This is a genomic window from Flavobacterium rakeshii (assembly GCF_009741375.1).
GTDB classification, from domain to species: domain Bacteria; phylum Bacteroidota; class Bacteroidia; order Flavobacteriales; family Flavobacteriaceae; genus Flavobacterium; species Flavobacterium rakeshii.
The window spans coordinates 231,303-254,486 of the sequence record NZ_WOWP01000011.1; the positions used below are offsets into that span (position 1 = coordinate 231,303).

At 38.5% G+C, this 23,184-nt stretch carries 22 protein-coding genes; 11 read left to right on the plus strand and 11 right to left on the minus strand.

Annotation, left to right across the window (positions count from 1 at the left end):
• On the plus strand, positions 1–1,062 hold the full coding sequence (locus GN157_RS03640; protein WP_157481757.1) for a glycosyltransferase: 1,062 nt from the start codon (positions 1–3) through the stop codon (positions 1,060–1,062).
• On the opposite strand, the gene GN157_RS03645 is transcribed toward GN157_RS03640, so the two are convergent.
• Positions 1,036–2,079 (minus strand): sensor histidine kinase, encoded by a 1,044-nt coding sequence (locus GN157_RS03645; RefSeq protein ID WP_317163503.1) that lies wholly within the window; start codon positions 2,077–2,079, stop codon positions 1,036–1,038. The two genes, GN157_RS03640 and GN157_RS03645, sit on opposite strands and share 27 nt — an antisense overlap.
• Positions 2,079–2,765 carry a response regulator transcription factor gene (locus tag GN157_RS03650; protein ID WP_035134450.1) on the minus strand — a complete coding sequence of 229 codons (687 nt, stop codon included), beginning with the start codon at positions 2,763–2,765 and terminating at the stop codon, positions 2,079–2,081. The genes GN157_RS03645 and GN157_RS03650 overlap by 1 nt, the downstream gene beginning before the upstream one ends.
• 183 nt (positions 2,766–2,948) lie before the next feature.
• On the opposite strand from GN157_RS03650, the gene GN157_RS03655 reads away from it, so the two are divergent.
• From GN157_RS03655 to GN157_RS03675, 5 genes are all read left to right on the plus strand, one after another.
• On the plus strand, positions 2,949–5,690 hold the full coding sequence (locus GN157_RS03655) for a TonB-dependent receptor (RefSeq protein WP_157481758.1): 2,742 nt from the start codon (positions 2,949–2,951) through the stop codon (positions 5,688–5,690).
• Between the two features lie 109 nt (positions 5,691–5,799).
• Entirely contained in the window at positions 5,800–6,966 is a 1,167-nt protein-coding gene (locus GN157_RS03660; protein WP_157481759.1) for a hypothetical protein, read from the plus strand.
• A gap of 109 nt (positions 6,967–7,075) precedes the next feature.
• Complete coding sequence (locus GN157_RS03665) at positions 7,076–7,420, plus strand: T9SS type A sorting domain-containing protein (RefSeq protein ID WP_157481760.1); 345 nt, start codon at positions 7,076–7,078, stop codon at positions 7,418–7,420.
• 79 nt (positions 7,421–7,499) lie between these two features.
• Positions 7,500–8,480, plus strand: a complete 981-nt coding sequence (locus GN157_RS03670) for a LuxE/PaaK family acyltransferase (protein WP_157481761.1) — start codon at positions 7,500–7,502, stop codon at positions 8,478–8,480.
• Between the two features lie 54 nt (positions 8,481–8,534).
• The gene (locus tag GN157_RS03675; RefSeq protein ID WP_157481762.1) at positions 8,535–10,175 is read left to right on the plus strand and encodes a sulfatase family protein; all 1,641 of its coding nucleotides are present in this window, start codon (positions 8,535–8,537) and stop codon (positions 10,173–10,175) included.
• A 188-nt stretch (positions 10,176–10,363) separates the two neighbouring features.
• Here GN157_RS03675 and tyrS read toward each other — a convergent pair whose 3' ends face one another.
• Complete coding sequence (gene tyrS / locus GN157_RS03680; RefSeq protein ID WP_157481763.1) at positions 10,364–11,665, minus strand: tyrosine--tRNA ligase; 1,302 nt, start codon at positions 11,663–11,665, stop codon at positions 10,364–10,366.
• A gap of 127 nt (positions 11,666–11,792) precedes the next feature.
• Between tyrS and GN157_RS03685 the strand changes: the two genes are divergently transcribed.
• On the plus strand, positions 11,793–12,800 hold the full coding sequence (locus tag GN157_RS03685; protein WP_157481764.1) for an NAD-dependent epimerase/dehydratase family protein: 1,008 nt from the start codon (positions 11,793–11,795) through the stop codon (positions 12,798–12,800).
• 25 nt (positions 12,801–12,825) lie between these two features.
• On the opposite strand, the gene GN157_RS03690 is transcribed toward GN157_RS03685, so the two are convergent.
• Genes GN157_RS03690 through GN157_RS03700 form a run of 3 tightly spaced genes read right to left on the minus strand, consistent with a single transcriptional unit; the run spans position 12,826 to position 15,349 of the window.
• Positions 12,826–13,272 (minus strand): DUF4296 domain-containing protein, encoded by a 447-nt coding sequence (locus GN157_RS03690; RefSeq protein ID WP_157481765.1) that lies wholly within the window; start codon positions 13,270–13,272, stop codon positions 12,826–12,828.
• Positions 13,273–13,274: 2 nt separating this feature from the next.
• Positions 13,275–14,618: a dihydroorotase gene (locus GN157_RS03695; protein WP_157481766.1), complete on the minus strand. Its 1,344-nt coding sequence runs from the start codon at positions 14,616–14,618 to the stop codon at positions 13,275–13,277.
• Positions 14,619–14,626: 8 nt separating this feature from the next.
• Positions 14,627–15,349, minus strand: a complete 723-nt coding sequence (locus tag GN157_RS03700; RefSeq protein WP_157481767.1) for a polyprenol monophosphomannose synthase — start codon at positions 15,347–15,349, stop codon at positions 14,627–14,629.
• Positions 15,350–15,458: 109 nt separating this feature from the next.
• Between GN157_RS03700 and GN157_RS03705 the strand changes: the two genes are divergently transcribed.
• Entirely contained in the window at positions 15,459–16,124 is a 666-nt protein-coding gene (locus tag GN157_RS03705; protein ID WP_157481768.1) for a DUF4271 domain-containing protein, read from the plus strand.
• A 19-nt stretch (positions 16,125–16,143) separates the two neighbouring features.
• Positions 16,144–16,893: a uroporphyrinogen-III synthase gene (locus GN157_RS03710; protein ID WP_157481769.1), complete on the plus strand. Its 750-nt coding sequence runs from the start codon at positions 16,144–16,146 to the stop codon at positions 16,891–16,893.
• A gap of 147 nt (positions 16,894–17,040) precedes the next feature.
• On the opposite strand, the gene pckA is transcribed toward GN157_RS03710, so the two are convergent.
• Positions 17,041–18,642, minus strand: a complete 1,602-nt coding sequence (gene pckA, locus GN157_RS03715; protein WP_157481770.1) for a phosphoenolpyruvate carboxykinase (ATP) — start codon at positions 18,640–18,642, stop codon at positions 17,041–17,043.
• 79 nt (positions 18,643–18,721) lie between these two features.
• Positions 18,722–19,108, minus strand: a complete 387-nt coding sequence (locus tag GN157_RS03720) for a DUF423 domain-containing protein (protein WP_157481771.1) — start codon at positions 19,106–19,108, stop codon at positions 18,722–18,724.
• 115 nt (positions 19,109–19,223) lie between these two features.
• On the opposite strand from GN157_RS03720, the gene GN157_RS03725 reads away from it, so the two are divergent.
• Positions 19,224–20,594, plus strand: coding sequence for a saccharopine dehydrogenase family protein (locus GN157_RS03725; RefSeq protein ID WP_157481772.1), 1,371 nt, complete (start codon positions 19,224–19,226; stop codon positions 20,592–20,594).
• 170 nt (positions 20,595–20,764) lie between these two features.
• Entirely contained in the window at positions 20,765–21,235 is a 471-nt protein-coding gene (locus tag GN157_RS03730; RefSeq protein WP_035134479.1) for an Lrp/AsnC family transcriptional regulator, read from the plus strand.
• Positions 21,236–21,340: 105 nt separating this feature from the next.
• On the opposite strand, the gene GN157_RS03735 is transcribed toward GN157_RS03730, so the two are convergent.
• The 3 genes from GN157_RS03735 to GN157_RS17900 form a co-directional block, all read right to left on the minus strand.
• The gene (locus GN157_RS03735; protein WP_157481773.1) at positions 21,341–22,042 is read right to left on the minus strand and encodes a zinc metallopeptidase; all 702 of its coding nucleotides are present in this window, start codon (positions 22,040–22,042) and stop codon (positions 21,341–21,343) included.
• Between the two features lie 92 nt (positions 22,043–22,134).
• Positions 22,135–22,830, minus strand: a complete 696-nt coding sequence (locus tag GN157_RS03740; RefSeq protein ID WP_157481774.1) for a hypothetical protein — start codon at positions 22,828–22,830, stop codon at positions 22,135–22,137.
• A 104-nt stretch (positions 22,831–22,934) separates the two neighbouring features.
• A partial coding sequence (locus GN157_RS17900) for a hypothetical protein (RefSeq protein WP_231749041.1) occupies positions 22,935–23,184 on the minus strand: 250 nt, incomplete at its 5' end.

Here is a 23,184-nt window from a genome sequence, read left to right on the forward strand (position 1 = left end):
TTGCAAAACAAAAAAATACTGGTAACCCCTTTAAACTGGGGGTTAGGCCATGCCACCCGATGCATACCTGTTATTGAGGCTTTAGAATACCATGGTTTTGAACCTGTTATCGCGTCTGACGGCGTAGCCCTTGAATTACTTAAAAAAGAGTTCCCCGATAAAAAAATACTGGAACTCCCGTCATACAAAATAGAATATGCCAAAAACGGAAGCCTGTTTAAGCTGAAAATGTTTTTCCAGATTCCTAACATGATCAAAGCGGTTAGAAATGAAAACAAAACCGTAAAAAAATGGATTAAGGAATATGGTATAAGCGGCATTATATCAGACAACCGTATGGGCGTATATTCCCGCAAGGTACCATCGGCTTTTATGACACACCAACTTAATGTACTTACCGGCAATACTACCTGGTTTACCACACAAATACACCGCATATTCATCAATAAGCACAAACAGTGCTGGGTACCCGATGTAGCCACTTCACCTAATCTTACCGGTAAACTGGGACATCCCGAAAACTGTTCGCTTAAAGTAAAATACATAGGTCCGCTAAGCAGGCTGAATAAAAAATGTATGCCTAAAAAGCATGACCTTATGGTTATACTTTCGGGTCCTGAACCACAACGCACCATGCTTGAGGAACGACTGAAAGAAGAACTGAAAAACTATCAGGGTGAAACACTTTTTGTGCGCGGAGTGATTGACGGAGAACAGACATCTGTTACAGAAAACAACATTACTTACTACAACTTTATGGGGCGTGAAGAGCTTGAACAGGCCTTTAACGAAAGTGAACTTATACTATGCCGTTCGGGCTACACCACTATAATGGATTTAGCCAAGCTGGGTAAAAAAGCATTTTTTATCCCAACACCGGGACAGTATGAGCAGGAATACCTGGCACAAAAACTTAAAAAATCAGGACTGGTACCTTATTCCTCTCAGGATGAGTTCACCATAAAAGATTTGGAACAGGTAGAAGAGTATAAAGGATTAAAGAATATGGATACTGAGGAGGTAACCTGGAAAGACTTATTTAGTCTTTTCGAGGGTGAATGAAAATTCTGAACCTTCTCCGTATTTACTCTCTACATATATTTTCTCATCATGACCTTCTATGATGTGCTTTACTATGGAAAGCCCTAACCCCGAACCTCCTTCGGTACGGGCACCACTCTTATCCACGCGGTAAAAGCGCTCAAACAGCCTGGATATATTTTTCTTTTCTATACCCTCTCCGTTATCTTTTATACGCACAATAATCTTATTGTTTACAAGATCTTCAATACTAACCTCTGTAGTACCGTTCTCCCTACCATACTTAATAGAGTTCACCACAAGGTTAGTTACCACCTGCTGAATTTTCTCCCTGTCGGCATATACCATTACCGGTTTGATATACTTCATATCAAACATTAGTATAATACCTTTTTTATCAGCTTTCATCTCCAGTAAGTCAAACACATTTTGTATTACCTCTACAATATTAAACTTGGTATAATTAAGGTTAAGATCACCCACCTCAAGCTTGGTAATCATGTCAAGATCCTGAACAATATAAATAAGTCTTTCCACACCTTTCTCGGCACGTTGCAGGTATTTTTTACGCAGGGTTTTATCGCTCATAGCACCATCAAGCAGTGTAAGCAAATATCCCTGAACGGTAAAAAGCGGTGTTTTTAGTTCGTGAGAAACGTTACCAATAAATTCACGACGGTATTCCTCACGCACCTTTAGGGTTTCAATTTCAATTTTCTTGTCGCGTGCAAATTTTTCCACCTCACGGGTAAGGGTAGCCATATCTGTAGTGATAGGCTTATTCCTAAATGAGCTGGACTCCAAAAGGGAAACATCGTCGTATATTTTTTTTACCCTTCGGTAAATAAAACGCTCTGCCCTGTATTGCAGTACAAAAAATGAAAAAGTAAAAAGTGCCGTAGTGAAGACCGAAATAAACTCCCAGCTTATTTCGGTATAATAAAATTTCATTCCTGCCAGTATAGCAGCAGAGAATAAAGATATGTATAATGCTGACTTAACAGCAAACTTGTATGTTTTCTTAAAATTTATAGCCACTAAATCTCCAGCTTATAGCCTACTCCTTTGATTGTTTTAAATAGTTCGTCACCTATTTTTTCACGCAGCTTTCTAATGTGAACATCAATAGTTCTACCTCCTACCACTACTTCGTTACCCCATACTTTATCAAGAATTTCTTCTCTCTTAAATACTTTACCCGGTTTTGAAGCTAACAGATAGAAAAGTTCAAACTCTTTTCTTGGAAGCACAATCTCTTCAGAGTCTTCCATGATGATTTTATACTCTTCGCGGTTAATTTCAATATTACCCACTTTAAGCACATCACCTTTGCTTTCGTCTTCCTTAAGTCTTCTTAGTAAAGCTTTCACTTTGCTAACAAGTAATTTCGGTTTAATAGGTTTTGCAATATAGTCATCCGCTCCGGCATCAAATCCGGCCACCTGCGAATAATCTTCACTCCTTGCAGTAAGGAATGTAATAATCACATTGTTAAGTTCAGGCACTTTTCTAATGGTCTCAACAGCTTCCATACCATCCATTTCAGGCATCATTACATCCATAATAATAAGGTGCGGAAGTTCTTTTTTCGCTTTAACTATGGCATCCTTACCATTGTTTGCAGTGATGATCTGGTAACCTTCCTGAGACAGGTTGTAGCCCACAATTTCCAGTATATCCTGCTCATCGTCAACCAATAAGATCTTAATGTCTTTTTTCTTCATAACGGTGTTACATATTATGTTTTGCGGCTGTAAAGGTAAAGATAATACAAAATGAACAAAGAGGTTAACAATTATTTAATCTGTTAACAATTTAATAATAAAACGTAAATCCAAACGTAACGTTTTTGTAACAATAGGTTCGGACACCTGAAGTTTCTTTGCAGCGAAATTAAACGACACGAAATGAAACTTAAATTTTTAATTATCACACTATTTACCTTCGCTATGAGCTTCGCTCAAAACAAAGGTACAGTAACCGGTACTATTGCCGACAAAGACCTTAACAATGAACCCCTTCCTTTTGCAACAATACTTATAAAAGGAACACAAATTGGAACAAACACAGACGAAAACGGAAAGTATAAACTTTCTGTACCGGCAGGAAGCCACACTTTAATTATCGACTTTCTAGGTTATGAAGCTAAAGAAGTTCCTTTCACTGTTAAAGCAGGTGAAACAAAAACTATAAATGAAGCATTAGGTTCTACAAGCGTAGTACTTGAAGGCCTTGTTATGGAAACTACTATTAACCGTGAAAAAGAATCGGCACTTCTTGCTGAGCAGAAAAAAGCTGTTGTAATCAAACAGACTATTGGTGCACAGGAAATGTCAAGAAAAGGTGTTAGCGATGCCGAAGGTGCTGTAACAAAAATGACAGGTGTTACAAAACAACAGGGCGCTAAAAATGTATTTGTAAGAGGTCTTGGTGACCGTTATAACTCTACAACAATGAACGGCATGCCTCTTCCTTCTGAAGATCCTGAATACAAAAACATCTCTCTGGACTTCTTTACATCAAACATCATCAAGAACATTGGAGTAAACAAAACCTTCGGATCAGATATTTATGGTGATGTAGGTGGCGCTAACATCGATATCGTTTCTAAAGAGCTTTCAGGCAACCAAGAACTTGAAGTTGGTATATCTTCAGGATTCAACTCTCAAACTATAGGCGAAGACTTTCTTACACTTGACGGCGGTAACTGGCTTGGTACAGTAGATAAAAACCCGGGTGTAAATAATCTTAGTGTTTACAGCTTTAAAAACAACATAAATACAAATCAACAGTCTAACCTAATTAATACCGGACTTAATGCTTCTTTTGGTAAAAGGTATGACTTTGAAAACAATGATAGCTTTACTATGTATTTAGTTGGTGCATTTAACAACGATTATAAATACAGAGAAGGTAAAATAAGACAAACAACTAGCACAGGCCTGATTTTCCAGGATCAGGATTATAAAAAATACACTTACAATGTTTCTCAAACATTAATGGGTAACTTTAAGTATAAAATGGAAAACTCTAACTCTATTTCATACAACTCCCTTTACATACATTCAAACACGCAGTCTGTAGGTGATTATTTAGGACCTAATGCCTATGAAGAAGAAGGAGATATTGAATACCTTCGAAGACAACAGATGAACAACAACAACCTATGGGTTAACCAGTTATTATCTGAATTTAAGTTAAATGAGAAAATAGACATTAACTTAGGCGCAGCTTACAACATGATAAGGACAAGTGAACCGGATAGAAGAAGTAACAAATACTTATATAGAAATGGTACCTACAGCCCTTCTATAAACAGTGCCGGCGATAACGAACGTTATTTTGCAAATCTTAACGAAGATGATTTTGCAGGAAAAGCGGTTGCTACCTATAAATTTGAGAATGAATCGAAAAGCAAACTTGATTTAGGCTATAATTTCAGATATACAACTAGAGATTTCTCCGCTATAATGTTTAACCATCGTTTTCCAACCCGTGTCCCTGTAGATATAAACAATGCAGATGGTTTATACAATCAGGAAAACATTGACAACGGTGTGTTTGAGTTACAAACAGGCAATGGTACAATGAACAGCCCAACAGTATTTGATCCTTTTACCTACAACGGCACCAGAACAATTAATGCTGCCCTAACAACCTTTACCCATAACCTTAACGAAAACCTAGTATTAGTAGTAGGAGGGCGCTTTGAAAAAGTACTTCAGGAAGTGGAGTATGCCACAAATATTTCAAATAGCAACACCAACGGTATTGCACAGATAGACAAAAACTATTTCTTACCAAACTTAAACCTTAAGTACAGTCTAAACGAAAAAAATATTTTACGTTTAGCAGGTAGCATGTCATACACCTTGCCACAGTTTAAAGAAGTAGCTCCGTTTAAATACCAGGATGTAAGTTGGTCTAGTCAGGGTAATCCAAACCTTGTTCCTTCAGAAAACTATAATGCAGATATTAAATGGGAATTTTACCCTGATAACGATGAGATAATAGCTATAACAGGTTTCTATAAACATATTAAGAACCCTATAGCAAGATCAGAGATACCTTCAGGTGGTAACACACTAACCTATCTTAACGTAGGTGGTTCTGCCGATGCAATGGGTATCGAGCTGGAAGCTAAAAAGAACATTTACAAAGTAACATCTGAAGAAACAGGCAAAGAAACTGTTTTATCTGCTGGCGCAAACATTTCATACCTTTATACAAAACAGGATCTTGACGAAGAACTTCCACAGTTTACAAACAGCATCCTTTCAGGCGGTAAAGGTTACGACCAACTTCAGGGAGCTTCTCCTCTATTGATTAATGCCGATCTTACTTATAATGTAAAAAATGAAAACTACAGCTTAACTTCATCTGTAGTAGTAAACTACTTTAGTGACAGGATTTACTCAATAGGTACAAGAGGTTTTGAAAACATTATTGAAAAGGGCATTCCTACTCTTGACTTTGTTACACAAACATCATTAGGCAAGCATTTCGGTATAAGTCTTAAAGCAAAAAACCTTTTAAATCCTGACTTTAGATTAACAAGGGAATCTAACGGAGACGAAAATCCTGAGACAACCCTATCAAGCTACAAGCTTGGTCTTGACTTTAGCTTAGGATTGACCTATAAGTTTTAACAGTAACTTAATGTTAAGCAAATATTTATGTTAACTACCCTTAGTTCTTTTGCATCAGAAATAAAAACTAAGCACAATTAAACGAGTAAACACAATTAATAATAGACAAATGAAATCAAAATTTTTATCAATGCTTGCTGTTGCAGCATTAGTTTTAGCAAGCTGCTCAAGTGATGACGATTCAGCAACTCCTACTCCTACACCGGTTGACACAAACCTTACAGGTAACCTTACTGAAGATTTAACTCTTGATGCTTCTCTAGAATATAAGCTAACAGGTGCTTTTATCGTAAAAGACGGCGCTACTTTAACAATTCCTGCAGGAACTACAATTAAAGCCGTTGCCGGAGGTACTAACGTATATCTTCTTGTAGAAAGAGGTGGTAAAATTATCGCTGATGGTGATGCTCAAAATCCAATCAAATTTACTTCAGATGCTTCAGCTCCTGTAGCTGGTGACTGGGGTGGTGTTATTATCAATGGTAGAGCTCCTCTAAGCCGTCAGGACGGAACAAACAGTGAGGCTGCTACAGAAATTAATAACGCATTCCTATTTGGTGGAGACAACGTTGCTGACAACTCAGGTATCCTTGACTATGTAATCATTGAGTACACTGGTGCCAGAATTGATGATGAGTCTGAGCACAACGGTTTAACACTTAACGGTGTTGGTAACGGTACTCAAATCAGCAACATCTTCCTTACTTACGGTGATGATGATGCTATCGAGTTCTTTGGTGGTACTGTAAATGTAAACAACATCCTTGTTGTTAACTGTACTGACGATATGTTTGACTTTACTCAGGGTTATAAAGGTACTATCACTAACGCTTACGGTATCCGTGAAGCTGGTTACACTGCTGTAACTGTTGACCCAAGAGGTGTTGAGGCAGATGGTAACCTTGATGGTAACTCTCCAACAGACATTAACCAGTCTGATTTCGTAATCAACGGTATTACAATCATTAACAATGCTCCTGGTGCTGAAGCTACAATGCAGGATGTATTTAAAATCAGAAGAGGTGCTAAAGCTACTATCCTTAACGGATATGCTAAATTTGGTACTGGTGTAACTGCTGGTGACTTTATCGACTTAACTGACTCAAAAGGTCCTGCTGAAGATGGTACTGCCTTTACAGTAACCAGAGATGCTGCTAACGGTCTTGGTGAAGCCGCTATTAAAAACACTCCAACTGACAGCGCTACAATTACAGAAAACGGTACTCAAACAGGTGCTAACTCTTCTGTATTCGCTTGGACTGGCTACGCTTTCTAATCCGAACTACAATAAAATATTATTAAGAATACCCCTCCAAAAAGAGGGGTATTTTTTTGGTATGATATTTGAAATTAATTTTATATCTTTACATAATCAAAAGTCATAAATGAAGAAAAACTACTTTTATATTACTTTATTGTTCTTTTTCCTTTTTTCCTTTGCCGCAGTAGCTCAGGAGAATAAAGGGAATCTAACTGCACAGCAAGTACAGCAGGAGAGCATAGAAGGTTTGAACATCTACCCTAACCCGGTAAGTTCAGACAGGGTTTATATTACCTCTAAGTCATCTCAAAGCAAAGAGGTAGAAATTTTTGACGTACTGGGCAAGAAAATTCTTCACACAACCATTACAGGTAAAGAGCTTAATATATCTAACCTTACTGCAGGCGTGTATATCATTAAGATTAAAGAAGGTGAAGCAACTGCAACCAGAAAGCTGATAGTTAAATAACGATATTTAAATTAATAACATTTAAAGCACTGCAACAGCGGTGCTTTTTTATTTGTACTTTTGACAAAACTTTTACCCATTGCTTACCCCAAACGATATATTTACAATAGCATCAAAAAAGGAGTTTGAAAAAACAACCCTTAAAGTATTCAGGCATCAGTTTGACAACAATGCCGTATACCGTAACTTTTGTGAACTACTGGGAAAAGACAAGCAAAACGTAAAAGCTATTAAAGACATTCCTTTCCTACCTATACAGTTTTTTAAAACCCACGAAGTTCTTAGCAGTACAGATGATGTACAGATAACCTTTACCAGTAGCGGAACTACCGGAATGACTACCAGCAGGCATCTTGTTACCGATTTAACCTATTATGAAGACAGTTTCAGGTTGGCCTTCTCACAGTTTTACGGCAACATTGAAGATTATGCCGTACTGGCACTGCTACCATCGTACCTGGAACGTGAAGGATCGTCGCTTATTTACATGGTTGAAGACCTTATAGAACGCTCCAATAATCCCGACAGTGGTTTTTATTTACACAACTACAACGAGCTTATAAAAAAACTTACCGAACTGGAAAGCAACGGACAAAACGTATTACTTATAGGTGTAACCTATGCACTGCTGGATCTTACCGAAATGCAACCGTTTAACCTTAAGAATACTATTATTATGGAAACGGGAGGCATGAAAGGTAAACGCCGTGAAATGATACGCGAAGAACTTCACGAAATACTTAGTAATGGCTTTGGAGTTGGCAAAATCCATTCGGAATACGGAATGACCGAACTGCTTTCACAAGCCTATTCTTTAGGTGACGGTATTTTTGAATGTCCGCCCTGGATGGATATCCTTATACGCGATACTGAAGATGCTCTTACTTATGTGGATACCGGAAAAACCGGAGGTATAAACGTGATAGACCTTGCTAACATTAACTCCTGCTCCTTTATCGCCACGCAGGATTTAGGTAAAAAATACCCTAACCAGTCGTTTGAAGTACTGGGGCGTTTTGACAATTCAGACATAAGAGGCTGTAACCTTATGGTACTTTAACATAGTGTTGCACAGATAATCGTATCTTTACCGCTACGCAAATCTATTATCTATATGTTTAAAAGAGTACTTTACACCATGCTGGCAATGCTGGCGCTAACCTCTTGCGGCAAAAAGAAAGAAGCACAAACAGCCCAAACCGAGCCGCAAAAACCAAACATTATTTTCATAATGACCGACGACCATGCCTTACAGGCCATAAGCGCATACGGTCACCCTATAAGTCAGCTTGCAAAAACACCAAACATTGACCGCCTGGCTCAAAACGGCGCATTGTTTACCAACAACTTCTGCACTAACTCCCTTTGCGGCCCCAGCCGTGCTACTATCCTGACCGGAAAATTCAGTCATTTAAACGGTTTCAGAATGAACGGAGACAAATTTGATAACAATCAGCCTACTTTACCTAAATACCTGCAACAGGCAGGCTATAAAACAGCCATAATAGGCAAGTGGCACTTATCGGGCACTCCTACAGGATTTGATTACTGGGACATATTAAACGATCAGGGTAATTATTACAATCCGCAGTTTATAAAACAACAGGACACCACCGTTACCGAAGGCTATGCAACCGATTTGATTACCGATAAAAGTATCGACTGGATAAACCAGAACAAAAACGGAGACAAACCATTTTTTATCATGGTTCACCACAAGGCACCACACCGCAACTGGATGCCTGCCTTACGTCACGTTAATATGTATGACACGGTTCATTTCCCGTTACCGGATACTTATTTCTCCAAACACGAAGGTCAGCTTGCCGCACAACAACAACTCATGACGGTTTATGACGACATGTACGAAGGTCACGATCTGAAACTTACCAAAAAAGAAGGCAGTCCCGAACCGGCACACAACCCGTGGACTACTGATTTTGACCGTATGACTCCCGAACAGCGAAAAATATGGGATAATGCCTATCAGGCAAAAAACGATGCTTTCCACAGGGCTAACCTGCACGGTAAAGAACTGGCAGAATACAAATATCAACGCTATGTTCAGGATTACCTAGCTACTATAGCATCGGTAGATGAAGGAGTAGGTAAAATACTGGATTATCTGGATGCAAACGGACTTACCGAAAATACCATAGTGGTATACACATCAGACCAAGGATTTTACATGGGTGAAAACGGATGGTTTGACAAACGTTTTATGTACGACATTTCCATGAAGCAACCGCTACTTATACAATACCCTCCCAAAATCCAAAAAGAATCGGTAATACCTGCCATGACACAAAACCTCGACTTTGCAGCGACACTTTTAGATTATGCCGGAGCTACTATACCCGATGATTTCCAGGGACAGTCCATCAAGCCTATTTTAGACAACAAGGTAAACCCCGATGACTTTAGAGATGCACTCTACTATCATTACTACGACTTCCCTGCCTTCCACATGGTAAAAAGACATTATGGCGTAAGGACAAAACGCTACAAGCTTATCCATTTTTATGACGACATTGACGCATGGGAAATGTATGACCTTAAAACCGACCCTGAAGAGCAGCACAACCTGTATGACGATCCAAATTATACCGACATACAAAAACAGCTACACAAAAGACTAAAAGAATTACAAAAACAGTACAAAGTAACCGATGAGGAGTTTAAAACAACTCCAAAGGAAAGAGTTGAAAAAACATACGAGAATTTCAGGAAGCTTAGAGGCACTCCAATGAACTAAAAAAAACGGCTCAATGAGCCGTTTTTTTTATAGTATTCCTGTCATTTCGATACGCAATAGAATGAAGTGAGAAATCTTATCTGATAATTAAGATTCCTCTATTCCGCTGCGCTACAATCGGAATGACAAAACTATTTCAAACAAAAAAAGCCGCTCAATGAGCGGCTTTTTTATAGATGTATTTTAAACTAGTCCTCAACTGAAACTACAAAGTTCTTTTTCTTACCAAAAGAAACAAGTATATACTTATCAAAAAGTAAATCGGCTGCACTTAAAGCATAAGTCTCATCAACCTTAACTTTATTTATAGCAACAGCATTAGCCGCTAATGATTTCCTCGCCTCTTTTCTTGAAGGGAATATACCGGTAAGATCACTCAACACCACAACTATATCCTCACCTTCTGTAAGTACAGATTTTTTAACCGGAGTTGTAAAGAATTCCCCAAAAATATCGGTAAAGAATTCCTCACTCTCGGCTTCAATCGCAGCTTTGTCATAGTTAGAGAAAACAAATTCGGCTTTCTTAACCGCATCCTCATACGCTTCCTGCGAATGAACAAACACCGTTACTTCCTGCGCCAGTTTCTTCTGTAAAGCTCTTAGGTGCGGAGCCTGTTTATGCTCTTCAACTAACTGCTCAATTTCAGCCTGCTCAATGAATGTAAATATCTTAATATACTTTTCTGCATCAGCATCACTGGTATTTAACCAGAACTGGTAGAATTTATAAACCGAAGTCTTATCGGCATCAAGCCATATGTTTCCGCCTTCAGATTTACCGAATTTAGAACCGTCTGCTTTAGTGATAAGCGGAGTAGTCATAGCATAAGCCTTAGCTCCCTCGTCGTTCATTCTCCTAACAAGCTCTGCACCTGTAGTAATATTACCCCACTGGTCGCTACCGCCAAGCTGAAGCATACAGTTATAATGTTTGTGAAGGTGATAGAAATCGTAACCCTGTATTAACTGATAGGTAAATTCGGTAAACGACATACCTGATCCTGCCTCACCTGTAAGCCTCTTTTTAACCGAGTCTTTTGCCATCATGTAGTTAACGGTAATACGTTTACCCACATCACGCACAAACCCGATAAAAGAGAATTCCTTCATCCAGTCGTAGTTATTAACCAATACCGGAGCGTTTTCTTCTTTAGCATCAAAGTCAAGAAAACGGGAAAGCACTCTTTTAATTCCCTCAACATTTTTGTTTAATGCTTCCTCATCAAGCAGGTTTCTTTCGTCACTCTTGCCCGACGGATCACCTATCATACCTGTAGCACCACCCACAAGCGCAATAGGCTTGTGTCCGCATTTGTGCAGGTGCACTAAAATAATAATAGGCACTAAACTACCAATGTGTAGCGAATCTGAAGTTGGATCAAAGCCAATATACGCCGTTGTAACCTCTTTACTCAGTTGTTCTTCGGTTCCGGGCATGATATCATGTATCATACCTCTCCATCTTAGCTCTTCTACAAAGTTCTTCATATCAAAAATTTAGTGAAGCACAAAAATACAATGTACGGCGATAAAAATACACCTCGTTGTTTAAAAAAAGTGAATATTTATAATTAAGCCAATATAAAATACACCTATCAATGGTTATATTTGTTATATGATATTAGTTACAGGAGGAACAGGACTGGTAGGTGCACACCTGCTGCTGCGTTTAGCCGAAGGCGAAACGCCCGTAAGGGCATTGTACCGCAACGCCGATACAACCAGAAAAACAAAGCACCTGTTTTCTCATTACGGCAAACAAAACCTGTTTGAAAAAATAGAATGGCTGGAAGGCGATATACTGGAAACTCCGTCACTGGAACTTGCCCTGGCCGGGGTAGAAAAAGTATACCACTGTGCCGCCAGTATTTCTTTTGATCCTGCCGACGAAAAATTACTCCGCAAAGTAAATATAGAAGGAACTGCAAATGTAGTTAACTGCTGCCTGGCACTGGGTGTTCGCAAACTGTGCCATGTAAGTTCGGTAGCTGCATTAGGCGACCTGAAGTACAACGAAACCGTAATTACCGAAGAAACGGAATGGAACCCTGAAAAATTCCATGCTGACTATGCCATTAGTAAACACGGTGCAGAAACCGAAGTTTGGAGAGGCTGGCAGGAAGGTCTTGAAGTTGCTATTATAAACCCGGGATTAATTTTTGGATATGGTTTTTGGAATCAGGGTAGCGGCGAAATATTCAAAGCCGTAAACAAAGGCCAGTATTTTTACACCAAAGGCACCTGTGGCGCTGTAGCGGTTGAAGATGTTGTGGAAATAATGATACAACTAATGGAGTCTCACATATCAGGGGAACGTTATACTGTAGTAGCCGAAAATATTACCTACGAGAACATTTTTAACGCCATAGCCGACGGCATGCATAAAAAACATACGTTTATATATGCTACCCCTTTTATGACTGATATGGCTTATCGACTGGACTGGTTTTTCTCAAAACTACTTTTCAGGAAAAGGCACTTTACCAAAAGCATGGCAAAATCGGCACACAAACATCAAAACTTTGACAACTCAAAAATAAGAGAAGCCCTTAACTACAACTTCAGAGATGTAAAGAGCTATCTTACCAAAATAGGAGAAAAATACAGGAATAATCATCAATAAAAAAGCGGGCCGATTAGCCCGCTTTTTATTCTATTGAAATGCTATCGTTAAGCACTTTTATATCATCCCTAATTACATCAACACTATCCTTAACAGCCTTTGCTTTAAAATCCTTGACAACATTTTTATTCTCTTTAGAAACTATACTGTCAATTTCAACCTTTTCAGCCTTAAGCCTTTCAGATACTTTTTCTAAAATTGCTTCATAACGGTCAAAATCGGCAGCATAATACTCATTGCTTTGAGCAAAGGTTAAGCTATCTGTTTGGTATTTATCATAAATATAAGTATCAATCTTAATATCATTAGCGCTTAATGTCGCCGGAGCAAAAGAACTTATGGACTGTAGCAGAGCCACATCATAAAGTATATCCTCCATCTTATCTTCACTTAAAAGATTATCCGGTTGCTGTAATTTATCATTACAGGCAAAAAGACATACTGCCAACAATAAAACTGCGATTTTTTTCATGATTATTCCCTATCAAAAAGTAAACGCTCACCACAACGGATATCTTTCACCTTAAAGTTATTATATACCAGTTGTCCGTTTACAAACGTATGCGTAATTCTTGATTTAAAGTTAGTACCCTCAAACGGAGACCAACCGCATTTATATAGTATGTTTTCTTTTTTCACGTTCCAAGGCAATCCTGCATTTACAATAGCAAGATCGGCAAAATAACCCTCACGGATAAAACCACGCTTCTCTACCCTGAATAGTTTAGCCGGGTTGTGCGCCATTTTCTCCACTATCTTCTCGATAGATATTTTACCCTGATGATATGCCTCAAACATAGCCACTACAGCGTGCTGTACAAGCGGCCCACCCGATGGAGCACTGGTGTATGGATTTTTTTTCTCTTCCAGTGTGTGAGGGGCATGATCTGTAGCAATAACATCAATCCTGTCGTCAAGCAAAGCTTCCCAAAGTGCTTTTCTGTCGTCAGCAGTTTTTACAGCAGGGTTCCATTTAATAAACGAACCTTTTTTCTCATAATCGGCATCGGTAAACCAAAGGTGGTGTATACACACCTCAGCAGTAATTTTTTTCTCCTCAAGCGGAATTTTATTGGTAAAAAGTTCGGTTTCCTTAGCTGTAGACACATGGAAAACGTGCAGCCTTGCTCCTGTTTTTTTAGCCAGTTCAATTGCTCTTGATGAAGAGATATAACATGCCTCTGCACTTCGAATAAGCGGATGGTATTTCATTGGAATATCATCACCAAACTCCTCCTGATATTTAGCAAAATTAGCACGTATAGTAGCCTCATCTTCACAGTGTGCAGCAATAAGCATTGAAGTACTTGAGAAAATCTTTTCCAGTACCTGCTCATCATCAACCAGCATATTACCGGTAGATGAACCCAGGAAAAGTTTTATACCCGCCACATTTCTTGGGTTGGTTTTTAAAACCTCCTCTAGATTATCGTTAGTACCACCCATCATGAATGAATAGTTAGCATACGATGTCTCGGCTGCTCTTTGGTACTTCTGCTCCAAAAGCTCCTGTGTTACCGCATTTGGTACGGTATTAGGCTGCTCAATAAATGATGTGATACCACCGGCAACCGCAGCACGCGATTCGGTTTCAATATTACCCTTATGGGTAAGACCCGGCTCTCTAAAGTGCACCTGATCATCTATCGCACCCGGAATAAGGTAATTCCCTTCGGCATCAATAATTTTAATATCAGAAGATTTTGCACTGATACTATCAGCAATCTCCTTAATGTATTTATCCTCAATTAAAAGATCGCCTTCAAAAATAGACCCTTCGTTTACGATCTTAGCGTTCTTAATTAAAACCCTGTTCATTATATCCGTTATAATCTGTTAAGCATTTTTTTAATTCGTAATGAAATAACACCAAAGATAGCTTCTTTAATAATGGCATTACTCATTTTAGACTGTCCTTTAGTTCTGTCGGTAAATATTATAGGCACTTCTGTTATAATAAACCCGTTAGACCAGGCTCTGTATTTCATTTCTATCTGGAAAGCATACCCCACAAACTTAATTTTATCAAGATTTATGGTTTCCAGCACCTTGCGCGTGTAGCATATAAAACCGGCAGTAGCATCGTGAATTTTCATTCCCGTTATCATTTTTACATAAACCGAAGCATAATATGACATAAGCACACGGCTAAGTGGCCAGTTCACAACATTTACTCCGGTACTGTACCTTGACCCTATTGCCATATCGGCTCCGTTTTTACAACTCATCTGCAGCCTTTCTAAATCGGCAGGGTTGTGTGAAAAATCGGCATCCATTTCAAAAATATATTCGTATTTCCTGGCAATAGCCCATTTAAACCCGTGCACATAGGCAGTACCTAACCCCTCTTTACCGGCTCTTACTTCCAGGAAAAGGTTATCAGGAAACTCAGCCTGAAGCTCTTTTACCTTAGCAGCAGTACCATCGGGCGAATTATCATCAACCACCAGTATATCGAAGCTTGTCTCTAAAGAAAAAACAGCCCTTACAATGGTTTCAATGTTCTCAATTTCGTTATAAGTAGGTATTACTACTATACCTTCGCTCATGTGCGCGTGAATTTTGAATGCAAAAATAATGTATTTCTAACGTGCATGCCATAATTAAATTATAATTCTGCAAAATAACTGTACATAAAAATGTTTAATTTTGCTGTGTATGACCGACTTCGTTTTACATGAAAGAATAATCGATAGCAAAGACTGGGCCACCATCCTGTTTGTTTTTTGCTTTGTGCTCATTGCAGCAAACCGCTCTGTATTTGGGGGACGCTTTGCCGAATTCTCAAAACTCGCACTATCAAATAAATACATAAAAATATACAAGGATAGCGGTAATATGACCAGTAGTTTTACCATATCTTTCTTTTTTGTACAACTGGTGTCATTTACTTTTTTCATACAGTTCCTATTAAGTTATTTTGGCAGCAGCAGTAAATACAGCCTTGTTACCTTTGTACAGATATTTACTTTTTTAAGCTTTTTTATCCTCTCTAAGTACCTTACCGAAAAAATAATTGCCACATCATTTAACATAGAAGAGTTTAACGAGCAGTTTAACCTTATGAAAGTAAACTACCGAACCTATATAGGAATGGTGTTACTTCCGTTAAATGCTATACTGTTTTACAACAGTGACCCCTCCCCTTTTATGGTTTATACAATTTTAACCCTTATAATTACGGGAAGCCTTTATTCATACATAGTTTCATTGAAGACTTATCAAAATTTGATACTCGGTAAATTATTCTATTTTATTTTGTATCTTTGCACTCTTGAAATAGCACCCTATTATTTCATGTATTATTGGTTTACAAAAAGTTAGTTATAACAACATGTCAAATATGAAAGTGAAAACAATTTTGGTTTCGCAGCCGGAACCTAAAGTAGAAAATTCACCATACTTCGAAATCCAGAACAAACTAAAAGTAAAAGTAGACTTTAGGCCATTTATCCACGTAGAGGGTGTAAGCGCAAAAGATGTTAGGGCTCAAAAAATTGACCTTAACAATTTCACTGCCATAGTCCTTACCAGCAAGAATTCTGTTGATAATTTTTTCCGGGTAGCGGAAGAAATGCGTTATAAAGTGCCTGAAACTATGAAATACTTTTGCCAGAGCGAGGCCGTAGCCTTTTACCTGCAGAAGTATGTGGTGTACAGAAAAAGAAAAATCTATGTGGGCCAGAAAGATTTTGCCGATCTTTCTCCGCTTATTAAAAAGTACAAGGACGAGAAATTCCTTTTACCGGCTTCAGATCAGCTTAACGACGATGTCCCTCAAACAATGGACAACCTTAAGGTAAACTGGACAGCAGGTACTTTTTATAAAACTGTGATGAGTGACCTTTCTGACCTTAAAGATGTTTACTACGATGTACTGGTATTTTTCAGTCCTACAGGAATTAAATCTTTATTTAAAAACTTCCCTGATTTCAAGCAAAACGACACTAGGATTGCTGTATTTGGAAGTACAACCCAGAAAGAAGCCCTGGATCGCGAGCTGCGCATAGATATTATGGCGCCTGCACCGGGAACCCCTTCTATGACAATGGCTCTTGAAAAATATATTATTGAAGCCAACAAAGGGAAATAATATTACATTACACCAAACACACACAATACTACAAAAGCCGCTTAAAAAGCGGCTTTTTTGTTTATACACGTATTACTATATCAAAACTATACAAACAAAAAAAGAGCCGTAAAAACGGCTCTTTTTCATTATTCTAAAATTTCCTGATTATGCCACTGGTGCACCTGCCATGATTTCATCATTAGCAAATTCTTCAAATTTGGCAAAGTTTTTCCTGAACGACTCGGCTAGCTCGTGTGCTTTTGCATCATAAGCATCCTTATCTTCCCATGTAGTCCTTGGGTTTAACACCTCTGCAGGAACATTAGGGCAGGTTTGCGGTATTGCTAAACCAAACACTTTATGTGTTTTATAGTCCACATTAGCCAGCTCTCCGTTAAGAGCTGCAGTAATCATGGCTCTGGTATATTTTAATTTCATACGCTGACCCGTACCGTAAGCACCACCGGTCCATCCGGTATTGATAAGCCATACATTAACGCCAGCTTCTTTCATTTTAGCACTTAACATCTCAGCATATTTTGTTGGGTGTAGCGGCATAAACGGCGCACCGAAACAAGCAGAGAAGTTAGGCACCGGCTCATTGATGCCTGCCTCCGTACCTGCTACCTTCGCTGTATAGCCCGATATGAAGTGGTAAGCAGCCTGACCCGGAGTTAACTTAGAAACCGGAGGCAGTACCCCAAACGCATCGGCAGTAAGGAAAAATATGTTTTTAGGATTTTCGCCGATAGATCCCGGCTGAATATTATCTATATGATATATTGGGTAGCTTACACGTGTATTAGGCGTGATTGAAATATCTTCAAAATCAACCTCTTTAGTACCTTCTTTAAAGATTACATTCTCTAAAAGAGCTCCTTTTTTAATAGCCCTGAAAATATCCGGCTCATTTTCTTCTGTCAGGTTGATAACCTTAGCATAACAACCACCTTCAAAATTGAAGATTGTATTTTCTTTAGTCCATCCGTGCTCATCGTCACCAATAAGCTTACGTGCAGGATCGGCAGAAAGCGTAGTTTTACCAGTACCTGAAAGACCGAAGAAAATAGCTGTATCACCTTTTTCACCTACATTGGCACTACAGTGCATAGGTAAAGTATTTTTAAACACAGGAAGAATAAAGTTAAGCGCAGAGAAAATACCTTTTTTCATCTCTCCTGTATAACCTGTACCACCTATAAGAGCAATTTTTCTTGTGAAGTCAAGTATTGCAAAGTTGTGCTGACGTGTTCCGTCTACAGCCGGATCGGCCATAAAGCCCGGCGCACACACCACATGCCATTCTGCATCAAAGTTTTCCAGTTCTGAATCTTCAGGACGAAGGAACATATTATAACAGAAAAGGTTTGACCATGCACACTCGGTAACCACCCTTACGTTCATTCTGTAATTAGGATCAGCACATACATAGCTATCTCTTACAAAAACTTCTTTACCCGAAAGGTATTCGGTTACTTTATTATACAGTTTTTCAAATTTATCACTATCAAAAGGAATATTGACATTACCCCACCACACTTTATCTTCAGTAATACTGTCTTTAACTATAAAGCGGTCCTGAGGAGATCTTCCGGTGAACTCTCCGGTATTAATTGCCAGCGCCCCTGTAGAACTTTCGACACCCTGGCCTTTCTCTATCGTAATATCATGTAACTCATCCGGAGTTAACTGATACTTTACATTAGCATTTTTAATTCCCATTTTCTCTAACGAAATCGTTTTCGTAAAAAGGCCAAAATTACTCATAAGTTTTGTTATTAAGTTGCATTGTTTCAGGGGACAAAAGTATAAATTAAACTTTACAAAATAAAAAATTAAAACAAAATTATTGTTTTCGCTTCATTATCTGTAAAAATAATACTACCCAAGCACAAATTAATAATAATCCTCCAACAGGTGTTATAAAACCTATTGTTTTGAAATCGAACGAAAAAAGACTGTTACACGACAAAAAATAGATAGATCCCGAAAAGAAAAACACCCCTATGGTTGTAAGTGTTAAAATTGTCTTTTTTGCCTTTTCTGTTAACATTGAAGTTGTTCCTACAAAAAGCAGGAATAACGCATGATATATTTGGTATTTTACCCCTGTATCAAAAGTAGCTATTTGTTCCGGCTCTATGAGTTTTTTTAATCCGTGTGCTCCAAAAGCACCAAGCATAATACCCGTAGCACCCAGTATTGCTGCAATCGCTATTGTTTTTCTATCCATGATTGTGTTATTGTGAGCGTAAATTTAAAAAGTTTAACGCATTTATTTTGCCAAATAATTTTTATAAATATAACAAATTACTACTTTCGTGTTATAATTAAATAACCAAACTCAAATGAGGAATATATTAATAATTGGTGCAGGACGCTCTGCATCATCATTAATTAAATACCTTTTAGACAAATCAGAGACTGAAAACCTGCACCTTACTATTGCAGATCTTTCCCTTGAACTTGCCCAAAAGAAAACCGCAGGCCATCCTCGCGCCACAGCTATAGCTTTTGATATTTTTAATGCAGAACAACGCGATACACAATTAAGTAAAGCCGATATTGTAATATCTATGCTACCGGCACACTTGCATTATGAGGTAGCTAAAGACTGTATTAAGCATAAAAAACACCTGGTAACCGCATCATACGTTAGTCCTGCCATGCAGGAGCTTGATACACTGGTTAAGGAAAATAATCTTGTTTTCATGAATGAGATAGGCCTTGACCCAGGTATAGATCACATGAGTGCCATGAAGGTTATAAACGAAATTCGTGAGCAGGGCGGTAAAGTAATTTTATTTGAATCGTTTTGTGGCGGGCTTGTAGCCCCCGAAAGCGATAACAACCTGTGGAACTATAAGTTTACCTGGAATCCCCGAAATGTGGTACTTGCAGGACAGGGCGGTACAGCTAAATTTGTTCAGGAAGGAACCTACAAGTATATCCCTTACAATAAACTTTTCCGTCGTACAGAATTTATGGAGGTAGAAGGTTATGGCCGATTTGAAGGCTACGCCAACAGAGACTCTCTTAAATACCGCAGCGTGTACGGACTGGATGATGCCTTAACCTTATATAGAGGCACACTTAGACGTGTAGGCTTCTCTAAAGCATGGAATATGTTTGTACAACTGGGCATGACCGATGATTCATACATCATGGAAAACTCAGAGAACATGAGCTACAGGGAGTTTGTCAATTCTTTTTTACCTTACCATCCCAGTGATTCGGTTGAATTGAAATTAAGACACAGCCTAAAACTGGATCAGGATGATATACAGTGGGACAAACTGGTAGAGCTTGACATTTTTAACCCGAATAAAAAAGTAGGACTTATTGATGCTACTCCGGCTCAGATACTGGAAAAAATACTTAGCGACAAATGGACGCTTAGCCCTGAAGATAAGGATATGATTGTTATGTACCACAAGTTTGGATACGAACTTAACGGAGAACGCAAACAAATTGATTCTACAATGGTATGCATAGGGGAAGATCAAACCTATACTGCAATGGCAAAAACAGTAGGTTTACCTGTAGCTATGGCAACCTTACAAATATTAAACGGTAATATTACCACACCAGGGGTACAAATACCTATAAATAAAGAAGTATACGAGCCAATATTAAAAGAGCTTGAAGATTTTGGGGTCGTTTTTCACGAAAAACAAGTTCCCTACATGGGCTACAATGCCAATAATGTAGTGAGCTAGACCTCCTTTACTAACTCAATATTTTTATAACCTTTCCCACCGCCCCGGGAAAGGCTTTTTTTTATTTGCATCTAAACCAACATAATTTATAGCAGACACTATCATCAAAACGCAACGATCAATCACTATCTGTAACCAAAAAACGTATATTTACAGTAAACTGAAAGGTTATGAAGATAAATTCACTACAAATTGAAATAGACGGCATTGACAAAGAGATACTCCGCTACCTTATGGAAGATGCCCGTAAACCCATATTACAGATAGCCGCAAAAATAGGGATATCGGGCGCTGCTATTCACCAGCGCTTGCGTAAACTGGAACAGGCAGGAGTAATAGCCGGATCAAAATTTATAGTAAACACAAAGGTTTTGGGCTATAGCACTATGGCATTTGTGGGTATCTATCTTGAAAAAGCTTCCAGTAACTTTGAGGCCGTTAAAGAGCTTAAAAAAATACCCGAAGTACTGGAATGCCATTATACCACAGGGAACTGGTCTATACTTATAAAAATGATTTGTCGTGACAACGAACACCTCATGCAGCTGCTTAACAAAAAAATACAGCCCATTAACGGAGTATCGCGTACCGAAACCTTTATATCACTGGAACAGCAAATTGAAAGACAGATACAGTTGTAATAATTAGGTTTGTACCGTTCAACATAAAACTTTCAAATTTATAAGCATAAAAAAACAGCCGGACTTAACGACCCGGCTGTTTATCAAGATATATATAGACAGGGATTAATCCCTGGAACCTCCAAAAACCTGCAATGCCCAGTATAACAGCATAGCTAACGATCCAAGAGCGGCAACCACATAAGTACGGGCAGCCCATTTTAATGAATCCTCGGCACCGGCATATTCCTGCTGGCTAAGCATGTTCTTATTTTTTAACCATGCAAGGGCACGGTTACTGGCATCATACTCCACCGGAAGTGTTATAAAACTAAACAGCGTGGCAACAGCCATAAGTGCAACACCTAAAACAGCTATATAATACCCCATACCTATTTTAGCGGCTGCACCTAAAATCAACCCTAAAAATATAAGCATAGGCGCAAGATTAGAGGATACACTTACCACAGGCACCATTTTGGACCTGAAACCAAGCATACTATATGCCGTAGCATGCTGAACGGCATGCCCTACCTCGTGTGCTGCAACAGCTGCCGCAGCAGCATTACGTTGATTATATACGGCTTCACTTAGGTTTACGGTTTTATCTGCCGGGTTATAATGGTCGGTTAACCTACCGGCTACCGATACTACTTTTACATCATAGATACCGTTATCCTGCAACATTTTCTGAGCGATTTCAGCACCACTCATACCATTCCTTAAGTGTACTTTTGAATAAAAAGCAAACTTACTCTTTAGCTTGGCACTAACAGCGTAACTTGCCAAACCAATAATACCTATTAAAATATAATATTCTAAATACATCGTTTTTTGATTTATATAAATAGTATATCAAAATTAAAGCCAATCTTGAGTAAGATTGGCTTTAACTGTTATTTTGACACTAAATCAGGCTTTTACCATGCCCAAAGTGCTAATCTGACATAAAAAGTACCCAAACCGTTTTCTTTTACTGTATTATCTACATAGGCAAAATCCGACTTCCATTTACCGTTAGTAAGCCCAATATCATACCCTGCATTAATCCTTAACGGGAAATTAGTATCCCTAAGGAAACCAAAGGCAACAGACGGACCAACATTAAACAAACCACTTCTAAGCGACACATGAGAGTTGTTCATTGTGTTAGGAAGATCGTCAAGATCTACATAGTTGTTTCTTGAAAACAGGTTAACGTAGTAAGAGGTGTATGATACATCACCTCCAGCAGCAAACATAAAATCCTTGTTTTCCCAAATTGTGTAATGCACCCTTAGCCTACTGCTACTACTAATAGACTGTGTCCTGAAACCACCGTCATTCCTGTCATAAAAACTACCGGAAATCTCAATATCGGTATACATTTTAGAATCGGGAATGTTTATACGGAAACCAAGGGCAAATTCGGGAGTTGCTTCATCAATTTCTCTAAAGCCGGCATTGGCAAGCTTGTCGTTTAGTTTAAATCCGCTGTTAATGTTTGCACCTAATGCGAAATACAGGTAAACAGGTTTCTCCTTTTCATTTGTTGTTTCAGGCTGACTTTCCTGAGCAAAGATTGATGATTGAACTCCAAAGCAGCAAAGCGCTGCAAATAGTAAGGCTTTTTTCATAGCATGATTGTTTATTTGGTTATTTGATTTTAGCACTACCAAACCATGTGCCAAAATTCCTATTAATACTAAAGTACATCTTTTTAACACAGGTTGTTATACCTTTAAAAGATTACCGATTGGTTTATAACAGCAGAATAAAACACAACTGTCATTCTGAGGAACGAAGAATCTTGAATAGAGTTAGATTCTTCATTACACTGCGCTTCATTCAGAATGACAAGCAGAACCCAACACGTACGAGTATCATCCTGACGATAGGAAGGATCTGTTATAGAAAGAGATTCTTCACTACGCTGCGCTCCGTTCAGAATGACAAGCAGAACCCAACACGTACGAGTATCATCCTGACGA